The sequence below is a fragment of the Rhizobium herbae genome, assembly GCF_017873135.1.
GTDB classification, from domain to species: Bacteria; Pseudomonadota; Alphaproteobacteria; order Rhizobiales; family Rhizobiaceae; genus Pararhizobium; species Pararhizobium herbae.
The window spans coordinates 284,619-302,519 of sequence record NZ_JAGGJV010000007.1; the positions used below are offsets into that span (position 1 = coordinate 284,619).

General features: G+C 62.5%; 19 protein-coding genes. 8 read left to right on the forward strand and 11 right to left on the reverse strand.

Annotation, left to right across the window (positions count from 1 at the left end):
* From J2Z75_RS20150 to J2Z75_RS20160, 3 genes are all read right to left on the reverse strand, one after another.
* Complete coding sequence (locus J2Z75_RS20150) at positions 1-645, reverse strand: DUF2291 family protein (protein WP_209854554.1); 645 nt, start codon at positions 643-645, stop codon at positions 1-3.
* Positions 646-718: 73 nt separating this feature from the next.
* On the reverse strand, positions 719-1,660 hold the full coding sequence (locus tag J2Z75_RS20155) for a D-ribose ABC transporter substrate-binding protein (RefSeq protein ID WP_209854555.1): 942 nt from the start codon (positions 1,658-1,660) through the stop codon (positions 719-721).
* Between the two features lie 79 nt (positions 1,661-1,739).
* The gene (locus tag J2Z75_RS20160) at positions 1,740-2,567 is read right to left on the reverse strand and encodes a phosphogluconate dehydrogenase C-terminal domain-containing protein (RefSeq protein WP_209854556.1); all 828 of its coding nucleotides are present in this window, start codon (positions 2,565-2,567) and stop codon (positions 1,740-1,742) included.
* Between the two features lie 187 nt (positions 2,568-2,754).
* On the opposite strand from J2Z75_RS20160, the gene J2Z75_RS20165 reads away from it, so the two are divergent.
* From J2Z75_RS20165 to J2Z75_RS20175, 3 genes are all read left to right on the forward strand, one after another.
* Positions 2,755-2,979 (forward strand): type II toxin-antitoxin system prevent-host-death family antitoxin, encoded by a 225-nt coding sequence (locus J2Z75_RS20165; protein ID WP_209854557.1) that lies wholly within the window; start codon positions 2,755-2,757, stop codon positions 2,977-2,979.
* 115 nt (positions 2,980-3,094) lie between these two features.
* The gene (locus J2Z75_RS20170; protein ID WP_209854558.1) at positions 3,095-3,544 is read left to right on the forward strand and encodes a GNAT family N-acetyltransferase; all 450 of its coding nucleotides are present in this window, start codon (positions 3,095-3,097) and stop codon (positions 3,542-3,544) included.
* Positions 3,516-3,800 (forward strand): hypothetical protein, encoded by a 285-nt coding sequence (locus tag J2Z75_RS20175; protein ID WP_209854559.1) that lies wholly within the window; start codon positions 3,516-3,518, stop codon positions 3,798-3,800. Before J2Z75_RS20170 ends, J2Z75_RS20175 begins: the two co-directional genes overlap by 29 nt.
* Here the strand turns inward: J2Z75_RS20175 and J2Z75_RS20180 are convergent.
* Positions 3,778-5,121 carry a four-carbon acid sugar kinase family protein gene (locus J2Z75_RS20180; RefSeq protein WP_209854560.1) on the reverse strand — a complete coding sequence of 448 codons (1,344 nt, stop codon included), beginning with the start codon at positions 5,119-5,121 and terminating at the stop codon, positions 3,778-3,780. The two genes, J2Z75_RS20175 and J2Z75_RS20180, sit on opposite strands and share 23 nt — an antisense overlap.
* 5 nt (positions 5,122-5,126) lie before the next feature.
* Entirely contained in the window at positions 5,127-6,380 is a 1,254-nt protein-coding gene (oiaX, locus tag J2Z75_RS20185; protein WP_209854561.1) for a 3-oxo-isoapionate-4-phosphate decarboxylase OiaX, read from the reverse strand.
* Between the two features lie 208 nt (positions 6,381-6,588).
* Here oiaX and J2Z75_RS20190 point away from each other — a divergent pair, with 208 nt between their 5' ends.
* Complete coding sequence (locus J2Z75_RS20190; protein WP_209854644.1) at positions 6,589-7,296, forward strand: transcriptional regulator NanR; 708 nt, start codon at positions 6,589-6,591, stop codon at positions 7,294-7,296.
* Positions 7,297-7,313: 17 nt separating this feature from the next.
* On the opposite strand, the gene J2Z75_RS20195 is transcribed toward J2Z75_RS20190, so the two are convergent.
* The 4 genes from J2Z75_RS20195 to J2Z75_RS20210 all read right to left on the reverse strand — a co-directional run bounded on the left by J2Z75_RS20195 (position 7,314) and on the right by J2Z75_RS20210 (position 11,254).
* Positions 7,314-7,766 carry a cupin domain-containing protein gene (locus J2Z75_RS20195; protein WP_209854562.1) on the reverse strand — a complete coding sequence of 151 codons (453 nt, stop codon included), beginning with the start codon at positions 7,764-7,766 and terminating at the stop codon, positions 7,314-7,316.
* Between the two features lie 75 nt (positions 7,767-7,841).
* Entirely contained in the window at positions 7,842-9,221 is a 1,380-nt protein-coding gene (locus J2Z75_RS20200) for an FAD-binding oxidoreductase (protein ID WP_209854563.1), read from the reverse strand.
* 16 nt (positions 9,222-9,237) lie between these two features.
* Positions 9,238-10,395, reverse strand: coding sequence for an alpha-hydroxy acid oxidase (locus tag J2Z75_RS20205; RefSeq protein WP_209854564.1), 1,158 nt, complete (start codon positions 10,393-10,395; stop codon positions 9,238-9,240).
* Positions 10,396-10,507: 112 nt separating this feature from the next.
* Positions 10,508-11,254 carry a CPBP family intramembrane glutamic endopeptidase gene (locus J2Z75_RS20210; RefSeq protein ID WP_209854565.1) on the reverse strand — a complete coding sequence of 249 codons (747 nt, stop codon included), beginning with the start codon at positions 11,252-11,254 and terminating at the stop codon, positions 10,508-10,510.
* 176 nt (positions 11,255-11,430) lie between these two features.
* Here J2Z75_RS20210 and J2Z75_RS20215 point away from each other — a divergent pair, with 176 nt between their 5' ends.
* The gene (locus tag J2Z75_RS20215) at positions 11,431-11,865 is read left to right on the forward strand and encodes a copper resistance protein (protein WP_209854566.1); all 435 of its coding nucleotides are present in this window, start codon (positions 11,431-11,433) and stop codon (positions 11,863-11,865) included.
* Between the two features lie 77 nt (positions 11,866-11,942).
* Here J2Z75_RS20215 and J2Z75_RS20220 read toward each other — a convergent pair whose 3' ends face one another.
* Positions 11,943-12,860 (reverse strand): dimethylarginine dimethylaminohydrolase family protein, encoded by a 918-nt coding sequence (locus tag J2Z75_RS20220; protein ID WP_234937460.1) that lies wholly within the window; start codon positions 12,858-12,860, stop codon positions 11,943-11,945.
* A gap of 2 nt (positions 12,861-12,862) precedes the next feature.
* The gene (locus J2Z75_RS20225; protein WP_407692789.1) at positions 12,863-14,449 is read right to left on the reverse strand and encodes a zinc-binding metallopeptidase family protein; all 1,587 of its coding nucleotides are present in this window, start codon (positions 14,447-14,449) and stop codon (positions 12,863-12,865) included.
* A 159-nt stretch (positions 14,450-14,608) separates the two neighbouring features.
* On the opposite strand from J2Z75_RS20225, the gene J2Z75_RS20230 reads away from it, so the two are divergent.
* The 3 genes from J2Z75_RS20230 to J2Z75_RS20240 all read left to right on the forward strand — a co-directional run bounded on the left by J2Z75_RS20230 (position 14,609) and on the right by J2Z75_RS20240 (position 17,842).
* On the forward strand, positions 14,609-15,505 hold the full coding sequence (locus J2Z75_RS20230) for a LysR substrate-binding domain-containing protein (protein WP_209854567.1): 897 nt from the start codon (positions 14,609-14,611) through the stop codon (positions 15,503-15,505).
* A gap of 118 nt (positions 15,506-15,623) precedes the next feature.
* A complete protein-coding gene (locus J2Z75_RS20235) occupies positions 15,624-16,697 on the forward strand; it encodes an ABC transporter ATP-binding protein (RefSeq protein WP_209854568.1) in 1,074 nt (357 codons plus the stop codon).
* Between the two features lie 56 nt (positions 16,698-16,753).
* Positions 16,754-17,842, forward strand: a complete 1,089-nt coding sequence (locus J2Z75_RS20240; protein WP_209854569.1) for an ABC transporter substrate-binding protein — start codon at positions 16,754-16,756, stop codon at positions 17,840-17,842.
* Positions 17,843-17,901: the final 59 nt, after the last annotated feature.

A 17,901-nucleotide genomic window follows, 5' to 3' on the forward strand; every position in this document is an offset into this window, starting at 1 on the left:
TCAGCCGCCGATCGTGATGGTGGCGGGCGTCAGCAGCGCCGGCTGGCCGGCAGACGGCAGCGGATAGGCGCCGAGCGCCTCCACCTTTTTGCCTTCGAGGCCGTCACGCGACAGCTTTTCGAGCGTCAGGCCGTTGACGTGGATGTTGAAGGCCTTGCCGAATTCGGCCCACTGGATCTGGTTCTTGAATTCGTTGAAATTGACGAAGTCGAGGCTGTCGCGAATGGCAGTGCCCTTGATGACCGGGCCGATCTGGATGCGGACATCAGCCTTGCCGTCGCCATCGACATCGGTGTCGAGATAGGCGGCGCGGGATGTTGTCTCGGCCTTGACGATGGTGCCGGATACTTTCGCCGCAAAGGTCCAGGGCGCACTGCCCTCTTTCTCCTTGTGGCCGTATTTCGCTGCGGCGGCATTCAGGTCGGATGCGGCAAGGGCCGAGACCTCCTGGAAGGTGCCGGCGCGCTTTTCGAGGAACGGAATGACTTTCGCATCCCAGATTTCGGCGACCTGACGGTCGGGATTGAACCCGCCGCTCGCGGCTTCCGCAGCCTCTTCGGCCGTTGGCGTCCTGATGATCTTGCAACCGGGCAAAGCCAGCACGATGGCGAGCGAGATTGCGGCGGCTGTCGCGAAGTTCGGCATGGAATTCTGCTCCGTCACATGGAAAGAAACGCAGGGCGAAGACGATCCGCCCTGCGTGCATCCTTTGGGAGGATCAGTTGGTCAGCGCGAAGGTTTCGAGCTTGGCGGAATTCTCGCCGTTGATCAGCACGCAATCCATCAGCTGCTTTTCCTCAGCCGGGCCCTTGCCGGTCTTGATGAACGTGTCGGCCTGCTCGACCGCCATCTGGGCCTGCGCGTAAGCCGGCTGCAGCACGGTTGCCTTGATGCCGCCTGCGGCAATCGAGTCACGCACGTCGTTGGAACCGTCGAAGCCGACGACGATCACGTCCTTGCGGCCGGCGGCCTGGAGAGCGGCGATCGCGCCCATGGCCATCGTATCGTTGCCGGAGATGACGCCCTTGATGTCGGGGTTTGCCTGCAGGATGGTTTCCATCTTGGAATAACCTTCCGTCTGGCTCCAGTTGGCCGACTGCTGGGCGACCATCTTCAGGTCCGGATATTCGTCGATGATGTCATGATAGCCCTTCGAGCGGATGCCGGCATTGAGATCGGCTTCGCGGCCGAGAAGCTCGACATAGTTGCCCTTCTCACCCATCAGCTTGACAAACTCTTCGGCGCCGAGCTGGGCACCCTGATAGTTGTTGGAAACGATCTGCGAGACGGCGACGCCCGTGGCGTTGATTTCGCGGTCGATCAGGAAAGAGGGGACGCCTGCGTCCTTGGCCTTCTGGACGGCGGCGATCGAGGCTTCCGAGCCGGCATTGTCGAGGATGATCGCCTTGGCGCCACGGCCGATGGCGGTATCGATCAGCTGGCTCTGCTTGTTGGCGTCGTCATCGTGAACCAGAACAAGGGTCTCGTAGCCGAGTTCCTTGGCCTTGGCTTCGGCACCGACAGCTTCCGCCTTGAAGAACGGGTTGTCGTGCGAGGGCGTGATGATGGCGATGAGGTCGGCGGCGAAGGCCGGCATGGCGACGCCCAGCGAAAGGGCGCCGGCAAAGGCGGCAAGGGTCAGTCTGCGTGTCAGTTTCATGTGGTTCCTCCCAGGTGAATTGATCGGCCCCGTTCCCGGCGGAACCGATGGATTGTCAGGCTCTAAAGCCCGATGGCGGTCAGGTGATGCGCCGGATGCTTTCGGCGATCTCCTCGGGTTCGAAAACTTTCTTCCAGTCGTCGCGCATCAGCGCGGGGATGCCGAATTCGATGGCCTTGTTGCAGGCATCGGAGAACACGCCCTGGACTTCGCCGAAGATGACGGCGCCGAGGACGTTCATGTGGCCGAGCAGGAAGTCACGGGCGGCCTCTTCCGGCACGCCGCGCTTGACGCACTCGTCCATGGCCTGCTTCATCACGACCAGCAGCGAGGCGGCAACGGTTTCCGACAGGCCCGGCTCCAGCATCGCCATCTGATCGACGGTGACGCGGTGCGAGCGCATGACCGGCGCCCAGATGGTCTTGGCGATTTCCTCGCCGAGGCCATAGGCCTCTTCCGGTCCCTGCATCAGAGCGGAGACGATATGCTGCTTGGCAAACAGGCCGCCGAAATGATCCTTCTTCGCCTGCATCTCCGTCTCGTCGTTGAAGATCGGCGGATGGCAGGGATGGGTGACGAAATAGGTGAGGTCGGCACGAACGGGCAGATGACCGGCGAAAGGTGCGGCGGCATCGAGAGCCACGACCATGGTGCCTGCTGCGAGCTTGTCGACGATGCTGGCCGCGACCTTGCCGATGGCGGTATCCGGCACGGCGAGTACGACGACGTCAACGCCGGAGAGCGCCGTATCGACGTCGATGCAGGTGAGGCCGAGATCATTCTGAAGCCGCGCCTTGCCGGCGTCGCTCACTTCCACATGACGCACGTCGAAGCGCGAGCCCTTGAGGTTCTTGGCAAGCCGGTAGCCCATTTTGCCGCCGGCACCGAAGAGTGCGATTGAAGTCATGTTTCCTCACTGCGCGTTTGTTTTGCGAACGATCTATAGACAACTGGTATGATGAGTCAATCAGTATGTCATATTGTGAGCTGATTTTTTGACGGCGGGCAGCGGTTGTCCAATATTGACGTGCAGTGCTTTCAAATGTACGTATAATACGTATCTTACGTATATCGCGCGGAAGAAGAGATTTCCCATGAAACAATTCAGCTTTTCCGATCTCAATCGCGGATCCGGCGAGATACTGGATGCGGCCATGCGCGAGCCGGTATCACTGACCAAGCGCGGCAAGGAAAAACTTGTGATCATTCCGGCCGAGGATTATCACCGGCTTGTCGGCAGACAGCGCGCCTATCGGATCGAAGAGGCTCCTGACGACATCCATGCGGAACTGATGAGCGGTGTCGACGGCTTGCTGTGACGTTGCAAAAGTCGGGAAAACAAGTTTCGCTTTAATCGGGATTTTCGCGACAGTCGCCCTGGCCTTGAGCTAGAGCCTCAATGGTTTAATGTCCTTTATCACATGGGGGGTGCTCGTGCAGGCAACGATCCAGCTCGTCAGAGATCCGGGTTCACATGAACGGTCCGCCATTGCCGCGTCGCTGATTGAGTTCAACGCATCTCGTATCGGGCGTCCGACCGAAGATAAACTGCTGGTCTTAACTGTCACTGAGCCCGAAACGGGAAATATCATTGGTGGGCTTTGGGGCAGCACGATTCATGACCACCTGTATGTCGATCTACTGGTAGTGCCGGAAGCGCTTCGCCATGGTGGTATTGGCCGTCGTCTCATGGCGCTCGCTGAGCAAGAGGCGATAGATCGCGGCTGCCGAGGCGCGTGGCTCACGACTCATAGCTTCCAGGCGCGCGGGTTTTACGAACGGCTTGGGTATGAAGCCTTCGGGATCATGGATGATTTTCCACCGGGACACAGCTTCATTTTTCTGCGGAAGCGATTTGAAACGCCCGGAGACTTGGCGTCATGAACCAGCTGCCGTCATCGCCGCGCAGCACGCCCCTGCGATTGTTGCCGCCGCTGGTGACCATCTCTCGTATCGCTTCTTCGAATTCTTCACCGCCAATATTCGCAATCCCAATACCCGCAGGGCCTATGGGCGTTGGCCCACACTGCCCGAGGCCTGCGGCATCATCGCACTGATTGAGAGCTTGATCTCATCCCGCCGATTAGAGAAGCGCCGCTTGTGCGACGCTGACGGCTCTACCCCTGCAAACCATCCCTGATCTGCGCGAAATAGCCGTCCGAGCCGACCTGTCCGCCTTTGAGCGCGATCTGCAGGCCGTTGGTGGCGGCGTAGGTTCCGTGCGCGGTGCAGAGCGGAGAGCCGGGCGTCTGCGGCAGCGGCAGCAGCGTTGTCAGCGCCTGGACGTGAAGTTCCCGCAGCGCATGGCTGGAGGTGTCGCCGCCGGCGATGACGGCGCGGGTGAGGTTCTGTTCCTCGACAAGGCGGCGCAGGATGGTGCCGAGCAGGCGGCCGAGCCGGTGGCGGCTGCCGGGGATTTTGTCGATGTCGCCGCCGCGGTCGGCGGAGGGGCCGAGCGCCGTGTTGAGGACGACGCTATTGCCCTGCTTGAGGCTGTCGAGGCCCGTATGGACCGCTTTTTCCAGCGCGGCGGTGCTGTTTTCGCCGAGCAGTTCCAGCGGATCGAGATCGATGCCGGCAAAACCGTTCTGCGTCGCATGGCGGATCTGCCGTTCGGTGGTGGGCGAGACGCTGCCGGAGACGACGGCGATGCGGTCGGCCTTGCCCGGCAGGGGGAAGGTCTTCTTTCCCTCCGTCAGCCCGGCGGAATTCCAGGCGGTGAGCAGCGCATATTCGACACCGGACGAACCGGCAACGAACCAGCCGTTTTCGGGCTTCAGCCGCCAGAGCTGATGGCCGGCCCGGACCTGGCTTTCCGGGCTGTCGACATCGAACAGCACCATGCCGTCCACATCGGCGCAGAGGGCATCGATCCTGCGATCGGCGTCGACGGCTGAAAGCATGGAGAGATCGGCAAGCCGGGTCTCCAGCACCGTCTGCGCCTTCATGTGCAGGCGCAGGTCGGCCTCGGCCATCGGCGTGACCGGATGGCGGCTCATCACCGGGTGACGGTCGATGCGGTAGACCTCGCCCTGGTAGGCGGCGAAGAGATGGCCGAAGGCGGTGTAACGCTTCAGCTGCGGGGCGCCGACCAGAACGGGGACATAGGGCTGATCGAACAGCGCCTTGCCGATTTCGACGGCCTTGCCGATATTGCCGACCGTCGGGCTGGAATCGAAGGTCGAGCAGACCTTGTAGTGGCAGATTTTGGCGTTCAGGCCCTTCAACCAGCGGAAGGCAGGCATCAGATGCTCGTCCATCCAGTCCGGCGTCTCGCTGCGGCTGGTGCCGGCAAGGCCGATGGCGCGGCAGTGGCCGAAACGCGTCAGCAGGGCCTCATCCGGCACGTCCATGAACAGCACGGTTTCGACGCCGTTGGAGGCGAGCGCTTCCATGACATCGGTGGAACCGGTCAGGTCGTCGCCGTAATAGGAGAGAAGAAGATTGTCTCGCGCGGTCATGAACGTCACTCGCTGGCACTGCCGAATTTCTTGATGGAGGCGGCAAGCTCGGGATGGTCCCTGGCATAGGTTTCGAGCGGGATATCGGCAACCGCCGCTTGCCAGGCCTGCTGCACGGCGCGCACGCCGGCCGCCGGGCCGCCGGGGTGGCTGACGATGCCACCGCCGCAGAGATAGAGCAGATCGGTGGTGCGGCCGGTGCGGCGATAGGTTTCCGGCGCCTGCCCGCCCCACTGGCCGGAACCGGCGACGGGAAGCGCACAGTCGGCCTGGTCGAACAGCGGCGTGGTGACGGCCTTGAAGCTTTCGACAAAGCTGTCGTCCGGCTCCCAGTATTTGACGCCGATGCCGTTGATCTGGAACTGATCGACGCCCAGAAGCCGCCAGAACTGCTGCCAGACCTTGAAATCGAAGCCGATGCCGGGATGACGGGTGAGTACGTCCCAGCCGTTGCGATGGGCATGCAGGACGAGGCCGGAGCGTTTGCGCAGGAACGCCATGCCGCCCATGCCGATCGAATTGATGTTGACGACAGCGCAGTTGCCGCCGGCCTCAAGCACGAGATCGTGGTTGCGCATCATCTCGTCGGGATCGGTCGCCGAGATGCCGAAGGCATACATCACCTTCTTGCCGGTCTTCTGCTCGTGATCGAGGATCCTCGGCATGATGGCGGCGACGCGCTCCTTGAGCGGCGAATAGGCCGGGCTCATCAGCTTCTCGTCGTCCTTGATGAAATCGACGCCGGACCCGATCAGCTCGCCGACCAGCTCGGCGGTTTCATGCGGACGCAGGCCCAGCGCCGGCTTGACGATGGTGCCGATGATCGGCCGGTCATGAACGCCGGTGAGCCGGCGGCTGCCGGGCAGGCCGAATTGCGGGCCGGGATAGGCGCCGCGAAACGCCGGCGGCAGCTTGAGATCGACGACGCGCAGGCCGGTCATGCCGCGAATGGAAAAGATGCCGCCGACCGCGATGGTCATCAGGGCGGAGAGATCGGTACCGATGGCATCGAGCGGAAAGGCGATATCGGCATCGGCGCGGCGGATCGGGCCATGGCCGGCCGGCGCTTCGGGCCAGCTCGGGCGTTCCGCATCGGCAAGCGGCCGGATGGCGAGTACACGGGCGGCAACGCGGGCCTTGAGTTCCGGCGTTTCGCCGGGGACGGGCACGAAGGTGCCGGTCGACTGGTCGCTGGCGATCTTTTCCGCCATCGCTTCGACGCTGCCGGTCGTTTCGATTCTGTAGGTGACGACGATCATGAATGAAATTCCTCCCGCATCGCCGGTTCGATCCGAGTTCCGGCTGGTACGTTTTCGCCAACTGGTATAATGAGTATATCAATTTCGCAAGAGGGCGCTTGCATCAGCAACGATGAATGTGGACTGTGCCCGGCGGAAGCTTGCACGTCCATTTCCTTCACAGGCGGAGCGGTGCATAACGATGGCGACGATGAACCAGCGAGAAACCATGGGCCAGCAGACCGAACAGATCGTCCGCCGCAAATTGTCCGACGAGGTTTTCGCGCGGCTGAAGGCGATGATCACGTCGGGCGAATTGCAGCCCGGCGACGAGATGCCGTCCGAGCGGGAGCTGATGGAGCGCTTCGGCGTGGGGCGACCGGCGATCCGCGAGGCGATGCAGGCTTTGGCCGGCATGGGGCTGGTGGTGATCTCGCATGGCGAGCGGGCCAAGGTTCTGGAACTGACGGCACAATCGATCTTCAAGCAGATGGACATGACGGCGAAGATCATGCTGGCCAAATCGTCGGACACGCTGGAGCACCTGAAAAGCGCCCGCATCTTCTTCGAGCGCGGCATGGCCCGCGAGGCGGCGCTGAAGGGTGAGGCCAACGATATCGCAAGCTTGCGCGAGGTCCTTGAGCGGCAGCGCGCATCGCTCGGCAACGCGGAAGCCTTCATCGCCGCGGACATGGAATTTCACACGCGGATCGCCCGGATTTCGCGCAACCCGATCTACGTCGCCGTCAGCGAGGCGATGCTCGCCTGGCTGAAGGAATACCATACCGAAATGCTGATCTGGACCGGCAAGGAAAAGTTCACGCTGGCCGAACATGAAGAGATCATCACCTGTCTGGCGGCGCGCGATCCCGATGCCGCCGAACAGGCGGTGCTGAAACATCTGGAGCGCTCGCGGGCGCTGTACGCGGCGAAGTAGGCCCACCGCGCTCAACCTCAATAGGGCGTCCCATCCTTGTGCACGAACCGGCCGTCGGCGTTGGCACTCATCATATCGATATCGGAACATGTGGTGAGATCGTCCGAGTGGCGCGAGCCCATTTCCAGGTAAACCGCCGTCACCTCCGACCTGTTGATCATGTGATGGCCATTGCCGGTGCCCTTTGGAAACGCTGCGCAGTCACCGGCCCGCAACACCGTCTCGCCGTCGTCTTCAACCAGGACGACTTCGCCTTTGAGGATATAGACCATTTCGTCCTCGTGGCTATGCCAGTGGCGCTGGCTCGACCAGCCCCCTGATGGTAGTGCCATCAGGTTGACGCCGAAATCCTGAAGCCCACCGGCATCGCCGAGACGCTTGCGCGTGCGTGTCGCGCAGGGCGCATCATGGGGCGGCGGATAGCCTGAGCCCTTGATGGCGGGCACGCTGCCGATATCGATCTTGGGCATGTCGCTTCTCCCTCGTTCGGTATCCGCAGTTTAACCGAACGCGGCGCGCAAGTCCTGCGCCGCGGCCGACAAACATTACGACCTTAGCGGGATCACCTTCCCCGGGTTCATGATGCCGTTCGGGTCGAGCGCCGTCTTGATCCGGCGCATGACGCCGATCTCGGCCTGGCTGCGGGAATGGTCGAGGAAATCGCGTTTCAGCGTGCCGATGCCGTGTTCGGCGGAGATCGAACCCTTGTATTTTCGGACGAGATCGTAGGCGATGGCGTCGATCTCGTGCAGGTCGTGTTCGCTTGGGCTTTCGATCCAGACGGCCACATGCAAGTTGCTGTCGCCGACATGGCCGAAGAATGACACATGGGCGGCCGGGAAGCGGGCAAACAGGGCTTTCTCGCAATCCCCGGCGAAATCATCGAGCTGGCCGATCGGCAGGCTGACATCGAGATTGATCAGCCCGGGCAGCAGCTGGTCCATCAGGTGGCCTTCGCGGACCGACCAGAAGGCGCGGGCTTCCTTTTCCGACTGGGCAATCAGAGCGTCGGTGACGAGGCCGTCTTCGAAGGTCTTGCCAAGGAAGGTTTCGAAACGCTCCTTGTCCTCGTCGCTGCCGTTGGCATCCTGTTCGATGATGACGATGAACGGGGTGGCCTTGTCGAAGAAGGTCAGGTTCAGCGCTTCGGCGTTGAAGCGGAAATAGTTTTCCCACATGGCCTCGAAGGCTGACAGGCCGGCGAGTTCGCGCTGGGCGGATTTGAGCAGCGAGACGACATGGGTGTAGCTATCGATGGCGCAGAGTGCCGTCAGCCGGGCGGCGGGCAGCGGGCGCAGGCGCAGCACGCACCGGGTGATGATGCCGAGCGTGCCTTCCGAGCCGATGAACAGCTGGCGCAGGTCGTAGCCGGTATTGTTCTTGACCATCCTGTTGAGCGAGGACAGCACGGTGCCATCGGCCAGCACGGCTTCGAGACCCAGCACGTTGTCGCGGGTGACGCCGTGGCGGATGACGCGGATACCGCCGGCATTGGTGGAGAGATTGCCACCGATCTGGCAGGAGCCACGCGCACCGAGATCGATCGGCAGCAGGAAGCCGGCGGTTTCGGCCACGAGTTGCGCGACTTCCAGCGGCGTGCCGGCAAGCACCGTCATGGTGCCGGCGGCCGTGTCGACGTCCTCGACACCGGACATGCGCTCCAGCGATATGGCGATGTCGCCACCCCGCGCATTGGCGCCGCCGGCAAGGCCGGTGAGGCCGCCCTGCGGCACGACGGGCTGGCGATGGCGGTCGCAGATGGCAAGAGCAAGCGAAACCTGTTCGGTATTCGATGGGCGCAGGACGGCGAGCGGCAGGGATTTGCCGGTGGTGCTGGCATCGCTGCGGTAGCGTTCGCCGATGGCTTCGCCGGTCAGCACGGTTTCGGTGCCCAGCGCTTCAATCAGATCGTCAATGACGGTCATGGGGATGCTCTCCTGATCAGGCGGCAACGGGCGCGTGGAGGAAGGACGGCAGGTCGGCGAGCGTCCTGCAACCGAGCTGGGCCATGGCGCCGGACAGTTCGGCCTTGAGGATATCAATCAGGTGACCGCCGCCGGCAGCGCCGATGGCGGCGCTGGCGAAGATGAAGGGGCGGCCGATGAGGACGAAATCGGCACCGAGCGCCAGCATGCGGGCAACGTCCAGACCGGAGCGGATGCCGCCATCGGCTGCGATCAGCACATCGGGGCCAAGAGCGCGGCGGATACCGGGCAGGACCGAAACGGCGGTGGGGGCGGCATCGAGCTGGCGGCCGCCATGGTTGGAGACGATCAGTCCGTCGGCACCGAGCGCCAGATAGGCTTGCGCTTCCGTCACATCGAGCACGCCCTTGATCAGCAGTTTGCCCTTCCAGGCATCGCGGATGCGGCGGACGCGGTCTGCGCCGATAGGACCGGTCATGACGCGGCCGACGAATTCGGCCGATTGCTTCAGCGAGGCACCCTTCGGATAATAGGGCGACAGGTTCTCGAAATCGGGAATGCCGTGGCGCAGCACATGGCTTGCCCAGTGCGGGTGGGTGGCGATCTGGACCATCGTCTTCAGATCGAGGATTGGCGGCACGGACATGCCGTTGCGGATATCGCGCTCGCGGCGGGTGGGAGCGGGGATATCGACCGTCAGCACCAGCGTCTGGTAGCCGGACCGGGCCGCACGGGCAATCATGTCGGATTCCATGACCAGATCATTGGGCGGATAGAACTGGAACCAGCCATTGTCGCCGGCGATCGGCCCGATGGCTTCCATGGCGCGGTTGGCGAAGGTCGAGAGTACATGCGGGATGTTGTGGGCCTTGGCCGCTTGCGCCAGCGGCACCTCGCAGCCGGGCCAGAGCAGGCCGGCAAGGCCGAGCGGGGCGACGCCGAAGGGCGCTTCGAAGCGCTTGCCGAACAGGGTGATGCTCATATCCGGGGAGGGAGCTTCCGACAGATAGCGTGGCATCAGCTCGATCGTATCGAGGCTAGCGACATTGCGCCGGACGCCGCTTTCGCGTCCGAGACCGCCGATCAGGTAATCATGCACGAACCCCGGCATGCGCCGCGCTGCGGCCGCTTCCATGTCGGGGATGCAGGGGAAACGTCTGTGCAGGGGGATCATGCTGGCCGGATGCTCCTTGATTCGATGCGGACCTTAGCGGGTCTGGAGGGATGGCGGAAAGGCCCTCGTCCCGGCCATTGCACCGTCGGCCGCCGTCTCCACAGGCTTGCGGTCATGCCACGTCTCCGCTTGAGGGTTCGGCGCGGGACTTGCGGAGAAGATAGAGGCCATAGAGCGGCAGGACCGATGCCAGAGCGTAGAGTTCCGCAGCGCTCCAGAGCTGGCCGGCGGGACCGACATCCAGCGTGAAGATGCAGAAATCCCAGGCGGCGTGCAAGGCGATCACGGGATAGAGCGAGCCTGTTCTGATCCGGATGGCAATGAACAAAATGCCAAGGCCAAAGGTGAAGATCGCCTGCGGGATCGCTGCGGAAAAGCCTGTCGAAAAACCGTTGAGCAGATGAACCGCACCGAACAGCGGGCTGGAAATCCAAACGGTCGACCGGATCGAGCAGCATGACCGCAATGCCTTGAACAGGATGCCGCGGAACATCAGTTCTTCGGACATACCGATCAGGAGAGTGTTGATAAAAATGGAGGCAATGACCCCGGGGGCGGGGAGACCGAACAGCACCATGACGCAGCAGAAAAACGCGATGTAGACCAGCGGCAACCAAAGCAAGGACAGCGACCGCACGGAGACCGGCGCATTGAACCCGAGGTCGCTCCAGCGGCAGATGAACGCAACGCCCGTGAGGAAGACGATCGCGGCGACGAAGGCCGTATGCACGCCATGGGTGAGCGGATCGGCAGTGGAACCATTGAAACCGGCACTGATCGCTCCGCCGACAATGGTGATCGCGGTCCATATCGTCAGGACCATCAGGGACAGGCCCAATCGATTGTTGAATATGCCCATCGGGTTACCAACTCCTCGCGTCTCTTTCCGGCAGGCTGTCGAGTACGCTCCAGCCCTGGCTCCTATCAGCAAAGTCACCCTCAGTGGAAGAGAACGGGGCATGTTCAGCCTGTTGTCAGCTGTATCGTCGAGAGAGGCGGGCGGCATCTGTCGCCACGCAACGAAGGACTTTTCAAATGGTTAGAATTCCACGCGCCATCCTGGCCACCGTCGCAGCAACCGCTTTGACGTTCACGGCTTTCCCCTCCTGGGCCGACACGACGATCAAGGTACTCGAAAGTGGCGAAGGCGGCGGCGCCATGTCGCTCAAACTGGATCCGCCGACGGCCAGCCCCGGCCCGATTACCTTTGCCGTCCACAACGACGCCATGTCGGAAGAGCACGAGATGGTTGTGGTCAAGCTCAAATCGGCAGATCAGAAGATTCCTTTGATCAAGGCCAAGCACCGGATCGATGAATCCAAGCTGAAGAGCATGGGCGAAGTCGCCGATCTGAAACCCGGCGCCGATGGAGAACTGAAAACCAATCTGAAGGCCGGAACCTATCTGGTGTTCTGCAACCTCAAGGGCCACTACGAGGCCGGCATGCAGACCATGCTGACGGTCAAGTAAGACGACGAAAACGAAGCGCCATCCGGCACTTTCTCCCGTCGATGCGGAGAAGGTGCCGGATGGGCAATTGAAGTATTCTACGCCGCTTCCCGCACCAGCGCCTGCGCCATGCAATGGATGCCGCCGCCGGTCTTGGAGATTTCGCTCATGTCGATGGCGGCGACTTCGAAGCCGCGGGCGCGGAGGTTTTCGATCAGGGTTTTGGAGGATGTCGGCGCGATGACGCGGTCCTTGCCGAGCGACATGAAGTTGCAGCCGAGCGCCATCGTGTCCTGGAAGGGCACGTCGATAATCTCGTGGCCCTTGGCCTTCAGCCAGTCGACGATGCCCGGTTCGGTGCAGGCAAGGCATACAGCCGTCAATTTCGGGGCGATCGGCACGACCATCAGGTCGATATGGACGTAATATTCGTCGATGAAGGCAAGACGGGTTTCCCAGCCTTCCTTTTTGAACCAGTCCTCGACCTGGCGGGCGCCTTCCTCCTGCGTGCGGGCGCCGCCGCAGCCGATCAGCACGACGCCGTCCTCGATGACGTTGAAATCACCGCCCTCGAAGGTTCCGGCCGTCACCATGTCGTAGATGGGGATGCCGAGCTTTTCATAGGTGCGGATGGCGGCATAGTTTTCGCCGCGCCGCCACCAGTTGGCCATGGCGGTGATGATGGCGCCATAGGGCGTCATGACACTGCTGTCGCGCGAATAGACCTGCATCGGCAGTTCCGGCGTCGGTTCGTGCCAGTGGATCTTCACGCCGAAATGCTCGTAGGCCGACACCAGTTCCTTGTGCTGCGACTGCGCCACCTGGATATTGCAGGGCGCCTCGCGCAAGTGCTTGCGCGACAGCGAACTGGTGGAGAGGTGCCTGAGATACGCCGGCGAGCCGAGCAGCACGTCGGTCAGCGGATCGGTCTCGTTCTTGAAGCCCCAGCGGGTGAGGGGGGCTGTGCCGCCCTTGGGATTGCGACGCTGAAGCGAAAAGGGCTCGTTGAACTGCATGATCATGCCTCCGGGGTTGAGGGTTTGGGAATCCACCAGTCCCGGCCACGGGCGGTGGTCACATATTCGGGCCAGCGGAAATCAATGGGCGGTGGGTAGTCGCAAAGCGGCGGTATCCATCTGGAGCCGCCGATGCCGCCGCCAGTGCGCTCGAGGAATTCGGTTTTGGCGGCGGTGCGAACCGTTTCGTCTTCCAAAAGCCGGATGGCAGACAGGGCAAGGGTCTTTGCTGCGCAGAGCACGGTCGGGTCGATGGTGGCGGGGATGCCGCCGAGCGCGTTCGAAACCCAGACGGGATAGGTATAGCCGGCCGGCGCCTTCAGGGCAGGACGGGCGATATAAAAGCGGGCGGTCGGGGCGTGCCAGCTCATGTCGGTATAGTCGTCCGAGGTGGAGTTGAGCTGCGAGGGAGCAAGATCGCGGCGCAGGATGGCATCCGCGTCCTGTGGCGAAATCAGCTTTTCCATCTCGTCGATGAAGGGTTCATCCATCGCTTCCACGCCGAGATTGGCCTGGATCTCGCGGGCGACAGTTTTCGCGGCCTTATCCCAGCGGGGCGGGCCGACGGTCTGAAGCGCGTCCCAGACGAGATTTGCCATCGCATGGTTGGCAAGGCCGGGGCGGGATTTCGACACCCAATGACGCCCGTACCGGCAGCCGGTCATGGCCGCCGCAGCTGCCGCGTTGCGGTCGAGAACCGAAGTGACCTGTTCGGCCATGGCAATGGTCGGCACGCGGATCATGTACTGGATTTCGGCAAGGCCGGCGGGAAGATTGTCGGCGGTCGCCTGTCCGGCGGTCAGGATCGCCTCGCTGATCGACCAGCCGCCCTGATGGGTGAGCATCGAGTCCCGCAAGGCTTTTGAGGCCATATACATGGTCATCAGCGCATCGTTGGCGCCGGGGGCACGAACCGCCGAATGGGACTGCGGGATCGGCGCATCGTCGCTGCGGCCCCAGGCTTCCGGCTGATCGCAGACGAAGCGGTAGATCATCGAATAGGCGGCGCCACAGTGGGTGTCCCAGCGCACCGTGTTGCACATCGGCAGCATGTAGAACGGGTGAAAGGAGAACATGCCGTCGAGGCCGTCGTAATAACCTTGTGCCGCGTGGATGGGCTTGGAGCCGCGGACCTTTTCGGCGGGTTCGCCGGTGAAGCGCAGCGTGCCCCCGATATTGTGCCGCTGCATCGCAGCCCTGGTGGCGAGCAGGCCGCCGAGCGAACCGACGCCCAGCGCCGAATGCGGATCGGTGTGACCGCCGGCCTCGAAGCTCAGGCCATCGCGGGGCTCTCTTTTCGTTGTTGCCGCCTGGCAATTGCCGGGAACGGCGTCGTATTCCGCATACATGCCGATCGTTGGGCCGGGGCCGTTGCTCCATTCGGCGCAGAAGGCGGTCGGCATGCCGGCCGAGCCTTCCTCGACGGAAAAGCCCTGTTTGCGCAAGAGATCGACGTACCAGGCGGCGGATTCGTATTCGCGCCAGGCGGTTTCGCCATACGAAAAGATCTGCGCCGTCCAGTCCGACAGGTCGGCCCGGAGGGTGTCGACATAGGTCAGGGCGGAGGTCTGGGCGGCGGATATCGGCACGCGGGCTTCGTTTCGCTGGAGAAATCGGCTGAGCTGCTGTGGTCAGTTAAACGCCGATCCGTTTTTCGAAAAAGTGAAATGTTTTCCCGTCTTCGACAAATTAAGTTCGCCAATGCTCAAAATCCGGTCTAGCTTTGAGAGACGATCAGGAGAGGGCCGATGCAGAGAATTCCATCCACCCAGGCTTTGCGCGCGCTGGAAAGTTTCGCGCGCCATGGCACGGTCTGGAAGGCGGCCGACGAGCTGAACCTGACGCGCAGCGCCATCAGCCATCAGCTGCGCCTGCTGGAGCGGGAACTCGGCTTCCAGATCTTCAACCGCGTCGGCACGCGCATCGAACTGACCGAGCAGGGGCTGGGCTACGCGGCCGATATCCGCCAGGCGCTGAACGCCATTGCCGGCTCCGCCTCGCGCCATGCCAGCCGCGGCGTCAGCGGTTCGATCACGGTCAGCTGTCCGCCGGGCTTTGCCTCCAACTGGCTGTGCAACTACATCTCGCATTTCCGCGATGCCTATCCGGATGTGCGGATTTCGATCGTTACGCCACGCCGGCTCGACGATATCAGCAATCCCGATGTCGATGTGTTCATCGCGTTCGGCACGGGAAACTGGCCGTCGATGCAGGTGGAGCTGATCGTCGAGGTCGAGTTTGCGCCGCTGTGCAGCCCGGTTCTGCTCAACAAGATCGGCGGGCTGAACGATCCCAGCGACATCAAGAAGATGTGCCTGCTGCACCTTACCGACTACGAGGACTGGGAGACCTGGCTGGCGCTGGCCGGTGTCGACCAGAGCTACGCCTCGACCGGCATCATCTTCTCCGACATGAACCTGGTTTTCGCCGCGACCCTCTCCGGACAAGGCGTTGCCGTCGGCGACCGCTTCACCTGCCGCCACGCGATGAACAGCGGCCAGCTGGTGCAGCCGTTCGATATCAGCATCAATTCCAGCCGCTCCTACTATCTGGTGACGTCGGAGGCCAAGGCCGACAATCAGGCCGTCGTCGCCTTCAGCTCGTGGCTGCGCTCCGAGATGCTTAAAAATGACGCAGACACCTGAGTTTTCGCCCATGGAACGGGCGACGCTTGGCAAATTTTATTTGTCCAAGCGGGGAAAAGATTTCGTTTGTTCTGCTGCTAAAACACTCCTACGATTTCGGCGTTGAAAAGGAGCGTCGATGCAGAGCGGACACGAGGCGGCCGAAATCACAGCGGAAGGAATCGGCAAGGCCTATGGTGATTTCCATGCCCTGCGCGATATCTCGCTGACGATCGGTTCCGGTGAATTCCTGACGCTTCTGGGGCCATCGGGCTCCGGCAAAAGTACCTTCCTGATGATCCTTGCCGGCTTCGAGACGCCGACCTCCGGGCTGCTGCGCAAGAATGGCGCCGATATCACAACGGTCCCGGCCGAGAAGCGGGCCTTCGGCATGGTCTTCCAGGGCTATGCGCTGTTTCCGCACATGACCGTCGAACAGAACATTGCCTTTCCGCTCAAGGTTCAGGGACGTCCGGACGCCGACATCAAGCGGAGCGTCGATACCATCATCGACCGCGTCGGCTTGCGCGGGCACGAGAAGAAACGGCCGTCGGGACTGTCGGGCGGCCAGCAGCAGCGTGTCGCCTTGGCGCGGGCGCTTGTATTCGAACCCTCGGTCCTCCTGCTCGACGAGCCGTTTTCGGCGCTCGACAAGAACCTGCGCTCCTCGATGCAGGAAGAGGTCCGGCGGCTGCACCAGGAGACGGGCACCACCTTCGTTTTCGTCACCCACGACCAGTCCGAGGCCTTAGCGCTGTCCACCCGCATCGGCATCTTCAATCACGGGCAGTTGCAGCAACTCGGCACGCCGAAGGACGTCTACGAGCGGCCGGCCAACCGGTTTGTCGCCGAATTCCTGGGCGACGTGAATTTCCTGTCGCTCTCTGGCGTCAAGGCGACGGCTGACGGGGCCGAGGGCCTGTTCGAAGGCCATCCGATGCGGATCTGCGCGCCGGGCCAACCGGTGAGCGAACATTTCGCCATCCGGCCGGAGCATATGGTGATGTTCGAGCAGGCGCCGGCCGAGGGCAACATGCTGAAGGCGGAGATCGGCGAGATCACCTATCTCGGCGCCGAAACGCGCTTTGGGCTGAAGACGCCGGGAGGAATCGACCTCGTCCTGCAGATGCCGACGCGTGAGGTGAAGAGCGCCTTCCAGCCGGGGCGGCAGGTCTGGGCCGGCTGGCCGGCCAATCAGGGTTTCTTTCTGTAAGTGCCTAAACGAGCGACGCCGATAAAGGCGCGCCGAAAAAACCAGAGGAGAACGTCATGACCGATACATTCGAAAAGGCCGGGCAGATCGCGATCTCGCGCCGGCGGTTTACCCAGATGGCAGCATTCATGCTGTCGGCAAGCCCGATCGCGCTGGGCGCGACGCGCGGCTGGGCAGCGGAAGGCGAACTGGTCTTCGTCAACTGGGGCGGCGACGCAGGCCCCGCCTATGACAAGGCTTATGGCGCACCGTTCAAGGAAGAAGCCGGCATCACGGTCAAGCAGGACGGCTCCGGCCCGACGGAAGGCGCTGTCGCGGCGCAGTTCGAAAGCGGCAAGCCGGCCTGGGATATCGTCGATATCGATCCTTTCTCGGCGCAGGCGCTCGGCAAGAAGGGCATGATGGAGCCGATCGACTATGCGGTCGTCGACAAGGCGAAGATGCGCGAAGGCTTCGGCTGGGAATTTGCCGCCTCGACCTACTTCTTCTCCTATATCATCGCCTACGACGCCTCGAAATTCGGCGACAAGGTGCCGACGGGCATGGCCGACTTCTTCGACGTCGAGAAATTCCCCGGCAAGCGCTCGCTCTACAAATGGGGTGCGGGCATGTGGGAAGCAGCGCTTCTCGCCGATGGCGTCGAGCCGGCCAAGCTCTATCCGCTCGACCTCGAGCGCGCCCACAAGAAGATCGCCGCCTTCAAGGACAATGTGGTTTCCTATTGGGGCGGCGGCGCGGAAAGCCAGTCGGTGCTTCTGAACGGCGAGGCCTCGATGGCGCTGATCTGGTCGACCCGCGCCGGCCTGATCGAGAAGGACTCCGGCGGCTCGATCAAGTTCATCTGGGACCAGGGCCTGATTTCGCCCGGCGCCATGGGCGTGATCAAGGGCAATCCCGGCGGCAAGGACGCGGCAATGAAGTTCATCGCCTCGGCGCAGGACCCGAAGAAGCAGATCATCATGTTCGAGATGCTCGGCCAGGGGCCGGCAAACCCGGCCGCCGATGCGCTGCTGCCGCCGGAACAGGCCAAGCTCAACCCCGTCGATCCGGCCAACATGAGCAAGCAGATCGCGCTCGACATGGCCTGGTACGAGACCAACTACGGCCCGGCGCTGGACGAGTATACAAAGATCATTTCGGCGTAAGTCGTTCTTCCTCTTCTCCCCAGCGGGGAGAAGTGCCGAGTGAAACGAGGCGATGAGGG

What these genes read in the sequence shown, in the direction of transcription:
- J2Z75_RS20230 (WP_209854567.1), top strand. Translation starts at nt 14,609, where the DNA reads ATGCAGAGAATTCCATCCACCCAGGCTTTGCGCGCGCTGGAAAGTTTC.
- J2Z75_RS20180 (WP_209854560.1), bottom strand. Translation starts at nt 5,121, where the DNA reads ATGACCGCGCGAGACAATCTTCTTCTCTCCTATTACGGCGACGACCTG.
- oiaX (WP_209854561.1), bottom strand. Translation starts at nt 6,380, where the DNA reads ATGATCGTCGTCACCTACAGAATCGAAACGACCGGCAGCGTCGAAGCG.
- J2Z75_RS20235 (WP_209854568.1), top strand. Translation starts at nt 15,624, where the DNA reads ATGCAGAGCGGACACGAGGCGGCCGAAATCACAGCGGAAGGAATCGGC.
- J2Z75_RS20240 (WP_209854569.1), top strand. Translation starts at nt 16,754, where the DNA reads ATGACCGATACATTCGAAAAGGCCGGGCAGATCGCGATCTCGCGCCGG.
- J2Z75_RS20150 (WP_209854554.1), bottom strand. Translation starts at nt 645, where the DNA reads ATGCCGAACTTCGCGACAGCCGCCGCAATCTCGCTCGCCATCGTGCTG.
- J2Z75_RS20165 (WP_209854557.1), top strand. Translation starts at nt 2,755, where the DNA reads ATGAAACAATTCAGCTTTTCCGATCTCAATCGCGGATCCGGCGAGATA.
- J2Z75_RS20215 (WP_209854566.1), top strand. Translation starts at nt 11,431, where the DNA reads ATGGTTAGAATTCCACGCGCCATCCTGGCCACCGTCGCAGCAACCGCT.
- J2Z75_RS20190 (WP_209854644.1), top strand. Translation starts at nt 6,589, where the DNA reads ATGGGCCAGCAGACCGAACAGATCGTCCGCCGCAAATTGTCCGACGAG.
- J2Z75_RS20155 (WP_209854555.1), bottom strand. Translation starts at nt 1,660, where the DNA reads ATGAAACTGACACGCAGACTGACCCTTGCCGCCTTTGCCGGCGCCCTT.
- J2Z75_RS20200 (WP_209854563.1), bottom strand. Translation starts at nt 9,221, where the DNA reads ATGACCGTCATTGACGATCTGATTGAAGCGCTGGGCACCGAAACCGTG.
- J2Z75_RS20210 (WP_209854565.1), bottom strand. Translation starts at nt 11,254, where the DNA reads ATGGGCATATTCAACAATCGATTGGGCCTGTCCCTGATGGTCCTGACG.
- J2Z75_RS20160 (WP_209854556.1), bottom strand. Translation starts at nt 2,567, where the DNA reads ATGACTTCAATCGCACTCTTCGGTGCCGGCGGCAAAATGGGCTACCGG.
- J2Z75_RS20205 (WP_209854564.1), bottom strand. Translation starts at nt 10,395, where the DNA reads ATGATCCCCCTGCACAGACGTTTCCCCTGCATCCCCGACATGGAAGCG.
- J2Z75_RS20220 (WP_234937460.1), bottom strand. Translation starts at nt 12,860, where the DNA reads ATGCAGTTCAACGAGCCCTTTTCGCTTCAGCGTCGCAATCCCAAGGGC.
- J2Z75_RS20195 (WP_209854562.1), bottom strand. Translation starts at nt 7,766, where the DNA reads ATGCCCAAGATCGATATCGGCAGCGTGCCCGCCATCAAGGGCTCAGGC.